Annotated in this window: 11 protein-coding genes; 6 read left to right on the top strand and 5 right to left on the bottom strand. The window is 62.3% G+C overall.

What is annotated here, in order from left to right; translation table 11 throughout:
- Positions 1 to 201 precede the first annotated feature (201 nt).
- Complete coding sequence (locus tag ACE1EY_RS02660; protein ID WP_370299400.1) at positions 202 to 1050, top strand: hypothetical protein; 849 nt, start codon at positions 202 to 204, stop codon at positions 1048 to 1050.
- Between the two features lie 69 nt (positions 1051 to 1119).
- Positions 1120 to 1287, top strand: a complete 168-nt coding sequence (locus ACE1EY_RS02655) for a hypothetical protein (protein WP_370299399.1) — start codon at positions 1120 to 1122, stop codon at positions 1285 to 1287.
- A 16-nt stretch (positions 1288 to 1303) separates the two neighbouring features.
- On the opposite strand, the gene ACE1EY_RS02650 is transcribed toward ACE1EY_RS02655, so the two are convergent.
- On the bottom strand, positions 1304 to 1741 hold the full coding sequence (locus tag ACE1EY_RS02650) for a beta-lactamase hydrolase domain-containing protein (protein ID WP_370299398.1): 438 nt from the start codon (positions 1739 to 1741) through the stop codon (positions 1304 to 1306).
- A 170-nt stretch (positions 1742 to 1911) separates the two neighbouring features.
- Between ACE1EY_RS02650 and ACE1EY_RS02645 the strand changes: the two genes are divergently transcribed.
- Positions 1912 to 2730, top strand: a complete 819-nt coding sequence (locus ACE1EY_RS02645) for a formate/nitrite transporter family protein (protein WP_370299397.1) — start codon at positions 1912 to 1914, stop codon at positions 2728 to 2730.
- A gap of 169 nt (positions 2731 to 2899) precedes the next feature.
- The gene (locus tag ACE1EY_RS02640) at positions 2900 to 3298 is read left to right on the top strand and encodes an ExbD/TolR family protein (protein WP_370299396.1); all 399 of its coding nucleotides are present in this window, start codon (positions 2900 to 2902) and stop codon (positions 3296 to 3298) included.
- 77 nt (positions 3299 to 3375) lie between these two features.
- Here the strand turns inward: ACE1EY_RS02640 and hisI are convergent, their stop codons facing one another.
- On the bottom strand, positions 3376 to 3840 hold the full coding sequence (gene hisI, locus ACE1EY_RS02635; RefSeq protein ID WP_291515261.1) for a phosphoribosyl-AMP cyclohydrolase: 465 nt from the start codon (positions 3838 to 3840) through the stop codon (positions 3376 to 3378).
- A gap of 8 nt (positions 3841 to 3848) precedes the next feature.
- On the bottom strand, positions 3849 to 4460 hold the full coding sequence (folE, locus tag ACE1EY_RS02630) for a GTP cyclohydrolase I FolE (protein WP_370299395.1): 612 nt from the start codon (positions 4458 to 4460) through the stop codon (positions 3849 to 3851).
- A gap of 182 nt (positions 4461 to 4642) precedes the next feature.
- On the opposite strand from folE, the gene cysS reads away from it, so the two are divergent.
- Entirely contained in the window at positions 4643 to 6007 is a 1365-nt protein-coding gene (gene cysS, locus ACE1EY_RS02625) for a cysteine--tRNA ligase (protein ID WP_291515259.1), read from the top strand.
- Positions 6008 to 6021: 14 nt separating this feature from the next.
- Here the strand turns inward: cysS and ACE1EY_RS02620 are convergent, their stop codons facing one another.
- A complete protein-coding gene (locus tag ACE1EY_RS02620; RefSeq protein ID WP_291515258.1) occupies positions 6022 to 7359 on the bottom strand; it encodes a dihydroorotase in 1338 nt (445 codons plus the stop codon).
- Positions 7360 to 7568: 209 nt separating this feature from the next.
- On the opposite strand from ACE1EY_RS02620, the gene thrS reads away from it, so the two are divergent.
- Positions 7569 to 9521, top strand: a complete 1953-nt coding sequence (thrS, locus tag ACE1EY_RS02615; RefSeq protein ID WP_370299394.1) for a threonine--tRNA ligase — start codon at positions 7569 to 7571, stop codon at positions 9519 to 9521.
- Positions 9522 to 9542: 21 nt separating this feature from the next.
- On the opposite strand, the gene ACE1EY_RS02610 is transcribed toward thrS, so the two are convergent.
- Positions 9543 to 11327, bottom strand: coding sequence for a permease (locus ACE1EY_RS02610; RefSeq protein WP_370299393.1), 1785 nt, complete (start codon positions 11325 to 11327; stop codon positions 9543 to 9545).
- Positions 11328 to 11342 lie beyond the last annotated feature (15 nt).

Here is an 11342-nt window from a genome sequence, read left to right as displayed (position 1 = left end):
GTAGATTGCATGTTCGGACTCCTTCTGTCGGTGTAGCTCGTGATTCAGAAACACCAGCTTGGCACACAGATGCCGGTAAAACGGCGGGAGGAGTCCATTCCATCACTGCAGGTGACGTTTGACCCGCCACGCACTTTTGCTTTCGCAAAAGCACGCGTCGCCTCAAACGCACCTGAGCTCAGGCGTTATGCCTAAAAAGCAATGATTGATGATATTTCGAAAGCACTGCGCGGCGACTTTGAGGAAAGGTTGTTTGCTGCCGCATTGAGAAACCTTGAAGACAGTTCGAATCCGTTGAGATTGAACAATTTCGCATATGCAATGCGTGAGCTCACCAGGCATTTGTTGCACAGGCTCGCTCCTGATGAATCAGTGAATCGCTGCCCTTGGTACAAGAACGAAACGCGAAAAGAAAACGGCATCACCAGAAAGCAGAGAGCAATCTATGCCACGCAGGGTGGTCTTAGCGATGCTTACGTACGGGATATTCTTCAACTTGAAGTTGAAGATATCCATGCCGATCTGGTGAAGGCAATTAGCGGGTTGAGCAAATTGACACATATCGAGCGAAGTGTTTTCGATCTTCCAGCGCAACAGGTTGATTCATTGGCAGATGAAGCGATCGTGGCAGTGTACGATTTTGTTCGTACCATCTTTGCCTGCCGAAATACGATCATTGATCAACTATGGGAGCAGATCGACTCCGCAGTAATCGATGAAACGTTGCGAGAAACCATCGTTGCTATTGATGAGTTGGCATCACATTCGTACATCGATGCTGTATATACAGAGCGTGTGGATATCGTTGCAATCGATCACGAGTCAATCAATTTCTCAGCACAAGGCACGATTGAATGCGAATTACAATGGGGCTCGAATTCAGATCTTAGGCGCGGCGATGGCGCAGTATTGCCTGAGTCATTTCCCTTCCAATGTGAGCTATTCAGTCCAATAGGGGCGCCGGGGGACGTTGTGCTGAGAGAGGATTCGTTCGGCGTCGATACTGGGTCGTGGTCGGATGTCAGATATGGCCAAGATGAACAAGCATAACAAGACGTATATGGACTCCTCCCGCAACCGAGCGGTTGAAGACGCATAGATCAAGGCAATAGAGGTGCGGTGCCATCTCGCCATGGCAGCGGTCGCACCTGGGTTGATGATTTCGAGATCGCGCCCGCTCAACCCGGCGCCGTGGTCACCGCTGGACCAAGCCCTTACGGCTACTACAACGAGCCGGTTTACGAACAGCCGCCGATGGACCCCGAAAACCTGGATTTCGAGCTGTAGGGCGGCGGCGGCCTATCTACAGGCCGAGCATCTGCCGCACTACGGGTTCCAGCCCCTTCAGGCCCGCAGCCTGACCGTGCGTCAGGGCTGCGGTCGGTGTGGCGCCGTCGACCAGATGGGCTTTCAACGCGAACAAGGCGCCCACGCGGTTGCTGCTGGCGCAATGCACCAAGGTTGGCTTGGGTGATGAGTCCAGCGCGGTGGCCAGGGCCTGGGCGTTGCCGGGGCTAAGGTCCGTGGCCGCACCCACCGGAATGCAGGTGTAGGGCAGGTCGAGATCGGCGACGCGCGCCTGCTCGTCCCATCCACATTCGCCGGCCGGGCACAGGTTGATGATGCTCTTGAGACCGGCCGCCTTGGCCTGTTCCAGCTGTTCTGGGGTCGGCTGTCCGCCGGTCCAGGTGGTCTCGTCAAGCTGGGTGAGGTACGGAATGCCGGTGGATTCGAGGGTCATGGTGGCGTCCTTGAACAAGTGGTTGGCGGCGGAAAATTCACGCTGATGCGCATGGTACGGAATCCGCCGCCGGATGCGAGCCGGCGAACACGATCCCCGAAACTGTTGTCCGAAGGTTTACTGGCGTGGTCATCGGACCGTGCGCCCGATCACCAACCAAGGATGGTTGCATGGCCGAATCGGAACAGCAGCTTGACCAGCATGAGGGGCGTGATGCCCGTCGACGTGTGTCGCCCCGGGCGGCGGTCGTATTCGAGGCGATCCGGAAAGAGGGTGAATCAGAACTTGCGCGAAAGTCGATGGCGCTGTTCTGGTCGGGGCTGGCCGCGGGCTTGTCCATGGGTTTCTCCTTTGTGGCCGAAACGCTGCTCAGCTACCACCTGCCAGCGAATGCCGACTGGACGCAGCTCATCACCAAGCTGGGGTACAGCGTCGGCTTCTTGATTGTGGTGCTGGGCCGCCAGCAGCTGTTCACCGAAAACACGCTCACGCCGATGCTGGAGGTGTTCAACCGGCTGTCGCGCCACGGTCTCACCCAGCTGGCGCGCCTGTGGAGCGTTGTGCTGGGCGCGAATATGCTCGGCGCGCTGCTGTTCGCCATGGCAGTTTGCTACGGCGATGCGTTTTCCGCGGAGCGGTTGGCGCATTTCGAAAAAGTCGCTCTCAAGGGCATCAGTGAGGACTGGTGGACCACCTTCGCCGGCGCCATTTTTGCCGGCTGGCTCATCGCCCTGATGGTCTGGCTGATGCCGTTCGCCGAGACCGGCCGCATCTGGATCATCATCATCGTGACCTACATGGTTGGCCTGGGTGGCTTCGGTCACATCATCGCCGGTTCGGTCGAAACGCTTTATCTCGTCGTCGGCGGCAAACTGGGTGTCGGCGCTTGGCTGGGCAGTTTCTTCGTGCCGGTGCTGCTGGGTAACGTCATTGGCGGCGTGAGCCTGGTGGCGGCGGTGAACTCGGCGCAGGTGAAGGTCGAGGCTTAGGGGTGATGGACGGACCGGTCGCGCAAGCGCTGACCACCTAGTCTGGTCTGCAAGCCCACGCATGCCGTATGGCGTTCGGGCTTTGTGGTCTGAAGCGTATCGGAGGCAGGGGGTTCGTGGTTAAGATGCTCGCCACGGTCTGGGTTAGATAGATACAGGGTGACGCCGGATGATGGAATGGGAACACACGCGCCGCGTTGCGCTGACAGATGATCACCTGCTGCCGTTGATCAACGTGGTGTTCCTGCTGCTGATTTTCTTCATGCTGGTGGGCGCGATCGCCGTGCCGGAGCGGCTGGATGTGTTGCCGCCGTCGTCGGTTTCCGCATTCCGCCCCAATGAGGTCGGGATGGATATCGTGATCGATCAGAACGGCGATGTGCTGCTGGACGATGAGATCGTCACGATGGAGCGGCTGGTTTCAACGCTATCGGGTGAAGAAGCGCCCGATCGGATTCGACTGAAAGCCGATGCCAATCTGGAAGCCAACGGGATTCTTGATGTGCTGGATATCCTGCGGGATGCCGGCGTGGCGCATGTGCAGTTGGTGACGGTCTCCAAGCGCTAACAACCAAGATATGGTTTCTGAACGCAACAGGCCGGCAGATGCCGGCCTGTTGCGTATACCAAAGTCGCTGCTGCGAATCAGAGAATCGTCGGATTCGGCGCGTCGCCGTATACGGCTTTCGGGTCGAAGCTTTTCTCCGACTCCTCGAACTTCAGATCACCGCTGCCCTGACCAATCGGGATGGACCGGTAGAAGCAGGAGCGGTAGCCAACGTGGCAAGAGGCGTCGCCCGGAATCGTGACGCGCAGCCAGACGGCATCCTGATCATCATCAATGCGGATCTCGGTGACGGTCTGGACTAGGCCGCTGGTTGCACCCTTGTGCCACAACACCTGACGCGAACGGCTCCAGTAATGTGCCTCGCCGGTCTCGATGGTCTTGCGCAGTGCTTCAGCGTTCATGTAGCCGAGCATTAGCACCTCGCCGGATTCGTGCGCGGTGGTGATGCAGGGGATCAGTCCATCCGCGTCGAATTTGGGGGCCAGTTCCTGGCCTTCCTCGACCTGTTCGATGGTCTTGCGTTCAGAGAATTCGATGCTCATGCGTCGCTTTACATGTCGTTCGGAGTAGGGCGGATCATCTGCATGAAGCGATCATGCAGGCGCGAGTCTTCCTTGAAGCGGCCGGTGAAGCGCGAGGTGATCGTGAACACGCCTGGCTTACGGATGCCCCGCGTGGTCATGCACTGGTGGGCGGCATCGACCAGCACGGCGACGCCGGCCGGCTTGAGCACCTCTTCCAGCACGTTGGAGATCTGTGCCGTCATCGTCTCTTGCGTCTGCAGGCGGCGGGCGTAGATTTCGATGACGCGGGCCAGCTTGCTAATGCCCACGACCCGGTTCACCGGCAGGTAGGCAATGTGCACACGGCCGATGATCGGCACCATGTGGTGTTCGCAATGCGATTCGAGGCGAATGTCGCGGAGCATGACCATGTCGTCATAGCCGTCGACCTCTTCGAAGGTGCGCGACAGGATTTCGCGCGGGTCTTCCTTGTACCCGGCGTAGAATTCTTCGTAGGCGCGGACCACACGGCCGGGCGTATCGAGCAGCCCCTCACGCGTTGGATCATCGCCGGTCCAGGCAATCAGGGTGCGAACCGCAGCTTCGGCTTCTTCGCGTGTCGGACGCGCAATGGCGTCGTTCTTGGTCTCAACTGCCACGTTGGCAGGAGTAGCACTGGCATCCATCAAGATTCTCCGCAGGGCGGGAAGGGCGGCATCGGCCCCCGCTGATATGCGTAACCAAGTAGTGGGTTACGAACCAATAATTATGTCATAGGACGGGTATTCAAGGCCCAAGTGGTTACAATCGCGAGCCGCAAACCCCGTAATTTCATAAGGTCATGCAGATCCACAATTCGCTCACGCGGCAGAAAGAGCCGTTCGAGCCGCTGAATCCCGAGCACGTCACGATCTATGTCTGCGGGCCCACGGTGTACAGCTACGCGCACATCGGCAACGCGCGTCCAGCCGTGGTGTTCGATGTGCTCGCGCGGCTGTTGCGGGTGCTCTACAAGCGCGTGACCTTTGTCCGCAACATCACTGATATCGACGACAAGATCAACGCTGCCGCCGCCGAGGCCGGTGTCGAGATCGGCGTGATCACATCGCAGTACGAACAGGCGTATCTGGACGACCTCGCCGCGCTGGGTGTCCGGCCCGCCGATCGCACGCCGCGCGTCACCGAACATGTCGATGACATCATTGGCGCGGTCCGGGATCTCATCCGCAGCGGCCATGCCTACGAGGCAGAGGGCCATGTGCTGTTCGATGTGAGCAGCTACCCGGAGTACGGCCGCCTGTCCGGCCGAGATCGCCGCGAAATGATCGCGGGTGCCAGGGTCGAGATTGCGCCCTATAAGCGGGACCCGGCGGATTTCGTGTTGTGGAAGCCGTCCACCGACGAGCAGCCCGGCTGGAATAGTCCCTGGGGCCGTGGCCGCCCCGGCTGGCATATCGAGTGCTCGGCCATGGCGTCCTGCCACCTGGGCGAGACCATCGATATCCACGCCGGCGGCATGGACTTGCAGTTCCCTCATCATGAAAACGAAATCGCACAATCGGTGTGCTGGCATGGCGGCAAGGAATACGCCCGCTACTGGATGCACAACGGTCTGCTGAATCTTGATGGCCAGAAGATGGCGAAGTCGGTTGGCAACGTCGTGCGGATTCGTGACGTGCTGGCTCAGGTGCCGGGCGAGGTCGCCCGTTATGTCTTGCTGTCGGCCCACTATCGTCAGCCGCTGGACTGGACCGACGATGTGCTGGCCCAGGCCCGATCCACGCTGGATCGTGTCTACCGTGCGCTGGCGAGCCTGTCGGACATCGAAGCCACCGACTTCGAACCCACCGTCGAGTTCATGGACGCGCTGGAAGATGATCTGAACACCCCGCGTGCCTTGGCCGAGGTGGCAGAACTGGTTCGTGCGGCGAACAAGGCTGAATCGGACAAGGACAAGGGCGCGATCAAGGGGCAACTACTGGCTTGCGGTGAGCTGCTGGGCCTGTTCCAGACCGATCCGGCAGCCTGGTTTGGCGCCGGCGAAGACGGCGAGGCGGACGAGATCGACGCGCTGGTGGCCGAGCGCCAGGCTGCTCGAGCCCGCAAGGATTACGGCGAGGCAGACCGCATTCGCGATCAGCTCACCGAACGGGGCATCGTGATCGAAGACAGCGCCGATGGCGTGCGCTGGCGGCGCACCGGCTGACCCGGCGCCCGCGATCAGGCAGCGGCGAACCGTAGCCGCTGTCCGCCATCCGGGCGGATCACGGTCTGGCCGTCAAACGCCAGCGCTCCATTCACCCAGGTCGAGTCGATGCGCCCGCGGAATGTCGTGCCCGTGTACGGTGACCAGCCGCAGTGGTACAGGATGGATTCCGGAGTGACGGTCGTCGTCGCATCGGGATTCGCCAGGGTCAGGTCGGCGTAGTAGCCCTCGCGTAGATAGCCACGCTCCTGCACGCCGTAGCAAAGCGCCGGTGCGTGGCAGGCCTTGTGGACCATGGTCGTCAGCGGTAGCCAGCCGGCGTTCACGTGATCCAGCAGCGAGACCAGCGAGGTCTGCACCAGCGGCAACCCCGCAGGCGCCTTGGGGTACGGCTGTGCCTTTTCTTCCCGCGTATGCGGTGCGTGGTCGGTGGCGATCACGTCCAGGCGATCATCCAGCAGGGCTTGGCGCAGCGCGGCGCGGTCGGTGCCGGACTTGATCGCCGGGTTGCACTTGATCAGGTTGCCCAGCGCCGGGTAGTCGGCGTCCGAGAACCACAGATGATGGACGCAGGCTTCGGCGGTGATGCGCTTGGATTCCACCGGCCCGCGATCGAACAGCTCCATCTCGCGCGCGGTGGTCAGGTGCAGCACATGCAGGCGCGCACCGTGTTCCTTGGCGAGCCCGACCGCCATCGAGGATGACAGCCAGCAGGCCTCGGCCGAGCGGATGGCCGGGTGCGCTTCGGCGGTGAGTGCGTCGCCATAGCGTTCGGCGGCCTGCGCCTCGTTGCTGAGAATGGTCGGCGTGTCTTCGCAATGGGTCGCGATCAGGCCCGGCGCGTCGCGGAAGATGGCGGCCAGGGCGTCCTGGTTGTCGACCAGCATGTTGCCGGTGGAAGCGCCCATGAACACCTTCACGCCGCAGGCTTCATCGATCTTCAGTGCGCGGATTTCGTCGATATTGTTGTTGGTGGCGCCGAGGTAGAACGCGTAGTTCGCAGCCACGCGGCCGGCCGCACGGTCGTATTTGTCGGCGACCGCCTGGCGCGTGGTCGTGGTCGGGTTGGTGTTCGGCATGTCCATGAAGCTGGTCGTGCCGCCTGCCACCGCCGCGACGGATTCGCTGGCCATGTTGGCCTTGTGCGGAGCGCCTGGCTCACGGAAATGGACCTGATCATCGATCATCCCCGGCATCAGGATTCGCCCCTGGGCGTCGACGACGGTCATGGACGCGTCCGCGGTGATGGAGGTGGCGATCTTGCTGATCCGCTCACCATCGATGAGTACATCGCCTTCCTGCGTGGTGCCTTCGTTGACCAGCAGCGCGTTGGTAATCAGCGTCTTTGCCATGACTCGGGTTTTCCGGGTGGGGTCGTGGCCGCTATCATACCCGCCGTCCTTTCTGCGACCGACTTTCGTGCTCCTAGCCCTTTTGCGAACGATCGTCCTCACCCGGACGCGAACGTTGGCCCCAGCTGCCTAACGGCGGCTGGCTGCGCCTTCATTTGAACCACTGCTGATCGACCTGATCGTTTTCTATCGTTCCAAAGGACTCATCCATGTCTATTTCCATTCGACTGCCTGACGGCTCCGAGCGCGCGTTTGATGCGCCCCCGACTGGCGCCGATGTTGCGCTGTCGATTGGTGCGGGGCTGGCCAAGGCCGCGCTGGCCGTGAAGGTTGATGGCGAGATGCGTGATCTGGCGCGCACAATCGGCCACGACGCCAACATCGAGATCATCACCGCCAAATCCCCCGAGGCGCTGGAGTTGCTGCGCCACGACGCCGCACATGTGATGGCCGAGGCCGTGCAGGAGCTGTATCCGGATACCCAGGTCACGATCGGGCCGGCCATCGAGAACGGCTTCTACTACGACTTCGCGCGCGACGAGCCCTTCAAGCCGGAAGACCTGGAGAAGATCGAGGCGAAGATGCGCGAGATCGTCCAGCGCGACGAGACGATTACCCGCGAGGTCTGGGACCGGGACGAGGCCATTGCCTGGTTTCGCGAACAGGGCGAGGCGTACAAGGCCGAGATCATCGCCGACCTGCCCCAGGGCGAGCCCATTTCCGTCTACCGGCAGGGCGGGTTCGTCGATCTCTGCCGCGGGCCGCATCTGCCGTCCACCGGCAAGCTGGGCAAGGCCTTCAAGCTGATGAAGCTGGCCGGCGCGTACTGGCGGGGTGATTCCAACAACGCGATGCTCCAGCGCATCTATGGCACGGCCTGGACCCATGAAAAGGAACTCAAGGCCTATCTGACGCAGCTGGAAGAAGCCGAAAAGCGCGACCACCGCCGTCTGGGTAAGCAGCTGGATCTGTTCCACATTCAGGACGAGGCGGTGGGTCAGGTGTTCTGGCACCCCAAGGGCTACACGCTGTTCCGGCAGTTGGAGGCCTATGTGCGCGAGAAGATCGAGGCGCGTGACTACGTGGAGGTCAAGACGCCGCTGCTGATGGATCGCAAGCTGTGGGAGGCGTCCGGCCACTGGGACAAATACCGCGAAAACATGTTCATCGCCGAAGTGGACGAAGGCAGCAACGAGACACGCATGCTGGCGGTCAAGCCGATGAACTGCCCCGGCCATGTGCAGCTCTACGCGAACACGCTGCATAGCTACCGCGACCTGCCGCTGCGCATGGCCGAGTTCGGTGCCTGTCATCGCTACGAGCCGTCTGGCGCGCTGCATGGGTTGATGCGTGTGCGCGGCTTCATCATGGATGACGCTCATATCTTCTGTACCCCGGAGCAGCTGCCCAACGAGGCCGCCGAAGCCGGCAAGCTGATCTTCGAGATGTACGACGAACTCGGCTTCGATGCGGTGGAGGTCAAGCTGGCGACGCGCCCCGAGCAGCGCATCGGGTCCGATGCGATCTGGGACCGTGCTGAGGGCGAGTTGAAACAGGCCTGCGAAATGATGGGCGTGGACTACGTCATCGCCGAAGGCGACGGGGCGTTTTATGGTCCGAAGCTGGAGTTCACCCTGTACGACGCCATCGGCCGCGGCTGGCAGTGCGGGACGGTGCAGGTGGATTTCAATCTGCCCGAGCGCTTCGATATCGAGTATGTGGCGGAGGACGGCAGTCGCAAGCGTCCGGCCATGCTGCACCGGGCGATTCTCGGTTCGCTGGAGCGCTTCATCGGCATTCTGATCGAGCAATATGCCGGCGCGCTGCCATTCTGGCTGGCACCGGTTCAGGTCGCGGTCGCCACCATCGTCTCCGACGCCGACGACTATGCCCGCGAGGTTGCCGCCGCGCTCAAGGCCGCTGGCCTGCGTGTCGAGCTCGACATCCGCAACGAAAAGATCAACCGCAAGATCCGCGAGCACAGCAACAACAAGATCCCCGCAATCTTCGTGCTGGGCCGCAACGAGGCGGAGGAGGGCAAGGTGACGATTCGGCGGCTGGGCCGAAAGCAGCAGCAGACCGTGTCGCTGACCGAGGCGGTGCAGCAATTGCGGGAAGAAGCCCTGGCACGCACAGCCCCGAAGGTCGACGTCGCGGCCTGATTCGGGACCGCGCGGCTGCTGTCAGTGCTGATGCGGCTGTGGGGCGTGCTCGCCTCGCAGTCCATCGGCGAAAAAGCGCCGAGCCCCTTGCTGTAGCACGGCGGCTCCCACCAGCAGCCCGAGTAGCGCGAGACATCCCCACTGCAGCCAATTGCCGTCCAGGTGATGCAGGGCTTCGGCGTCGAACTGGCCGCCGTCACCGAGCACGGCATTGGTGATCAGGCCCAGCAGCACCGCGCCCGCAACCATGGCACCGGCAAAGCGAAGTGCGGTCGCGCGCCCGTGAAGATTGCGGAGCAGGCCGAAGCTCGCGACATTCGTCGCCGGCCCGGATAGCAGGAAAGCCAGCCCGGCACCGGGTGACAGCCCGCCGGCCAGCAGAATGGCGACGATGGGCGTGGCGCCGCTCGCGCAGACGTAGACGGGAATGCCCAGCACGGCGAAGAACAGCACCTGGACGAGACCCGGCCAGGCCATGAATGGCGCCTGATCAAGCAGGGGCTCGGCAATCGCCGCCAGCACCAGTCCGATGATCAGCCAAGGCCCGGTGGCCCGAACCATCTCGTCCAGCTGCGTGAAGAAATCGCGCCATGATGGGCTTGCGGGGGCTTGTTCCGGTGTGGCGCTCGGCTCGCAGCAGCCAGCTGTGTGCACCGGCGCGGCCGCTTCGCCTGCAGGTAGTCTCGATCCAACCCACCAGCCCACCGCCAGCGCGAGCACCGCGGCGGCGATCACTCGCGCCAGGGTCATGGATTCGCCGAGCAGGGGCAGCGACAGCAGTAGCGCATCCAGGCCCAGTTCCGGCGTGGCGACGAGAAATGCGATGCCCGCGCAGCCCGGCACACCGCGCTGTACCAGCGAGCGGTAGACCGGCAGCACGCCGCAGCTACAAACCGGCAAGGGCAGGCCGAACAGCATGCCGCGCCAGGCTTGGCGCAGTGCCGGGCCACGCTGCAACCAGCGCACTGGAGATTCGGGCAGCCAAAGGCCGAGAGCGGCTGCCAGCCCGAAGCCGAGCAGCAGTGCAGGCGCGCTGATCAGCGTGAGATCCAACAGGCGCGCCCAGGGTAGTTCGATGGGGTTGGAGTGGCTCGAGTGCGCTTCGCCGTGCAGCAACGCGACAGCCACGACCACGCCCAGGCCCAGCACATTGCCGATGCCTTCGTACCGGGGCGATACATGGTCGTGAGAGTCGACGGCGTATCGATCGCCCAGATGCGGCTTGTTGAACACCACATGCAGAATTGAGCCGGCGATGAAGGCCTGGAAGATGGCGAGTGCCGGCGTGGTGCCGTGGGCCGCGATCTCGCCGCCCATCGAGAAACCGGCGGCGGTCCCCACGAGCATGAGCACCAGCGTCAACCAGGCAGTGCGCAGGCCGAAGGTCGGGCGCAGTAACCACCAGATGGCCAGCCCGACCGGAATGCGGTGTAACACCACTGCCAGTGCCAGGCCCGGCCCGGCGTGTGCGGGTTCGGACAAGGCTGCGCCATCGACAGTCGCATGCAGGATCAGGCCGAAACCGCCCAGCAGCAACGTGAGTAGATGCGTCTCCCGGGCGGCATGGTGCAGTAACGAGTCCGCCAGGGTCGGACCGAACATGCCAATCGCCAGCGCCAACCATGCCAGCACGCCGCCGTGTGCGACGGCTTCGGGCAGGGCTTCGAGCAGGACAATGCCGGCGATGCTGACGAACACAAAGCCATCGAGCACGGCGCTTAGCCGTCGCTGACGATTCAGCCAGGCATAGGCGAACGGCCCGAATAGCAGTGCAACCAGGCTGGCAACAAGAGTGACGAGATGCATCAGCCCATTTTACGC

The organism is Abyssibacter sp. (assembly GCF_964229365.1).
GTDB lineage: Bacteria > Pseudomonadota > Gammaproteobacteria > Nevskiales > OUC007 > Abyssibacter.
Note: the sequence above shows the minus strand (reverse complement) of the source record. Positions and strands in the feature narration are given on the sequence as shown.

Excerpts from the sequence above, each read along its gene's own strand:
- cysS (WP_291515259.1), top strand. The coding sequence starts at position 4,643 with ATGCAGATCCACAATTCGCTCACGCGGCAGAAAGAGCCGTTCGAGCCG.
- ACE1EY_RS02650 (WP_370299398.1), bottom strand. The coding sequence starts at position 1,741 with ATGACCCTCGAATCCACCGGCATTCCGTACCTCACCCAGCTTGACGAG.
- thrS (WP_370299394.1), top strand. The coding sequence starts at position 7,569 with ATGTCTATTTCCATTCGACTGCCTGACGGCTCCGAGCGCGCGTTTGAT.
- hisI (WP_291515261.1), bottom strand. The coding sequence starts at position 3,840 with ATGAGCATCGAATTCTCTGAACGCAAGACCATCGAACAGGTCGAGGAA.
- ACE1EY_RS02645 (WP_370299397.1), top strand. The coding sequence starts at position 1,912 with ATGGCCGAATCGGAACAGCAGCTTGACCAGCATGAGGGGCGTGATGCC.
- ACE1EY_RS02610 (WP_370299393.1), bottom strand. The coding sequence starts at position 11,327 with ATGCATCTCGTCACTCTTGTTGCCAGCCTGGTTGCACTGCTATTCGGG.
- ACE1EY_RS02620 (WP_291515258.1), bottom strand. The coding sequence starts at position 7,359 with ATGGCAAAGACGCTGATTACCAACGCGCTGCTGGTCAACGAAGGCACC.
- ACE1EY_RS02660 (WP_370299400.1), top strand. The coding sequence starts at position 202 with ATGATTGATGATATTTCGAAAGCACTGCGCGGCGACTTTGAGGAAAGG.
- ACE1EY_RS02640 (WP_370299396.1), top strand. The coding sequence starts at position 2,900 with ATGATGGAATGGGAACACACGCGCCGCGTTGCGCTGACAGATGATCAC.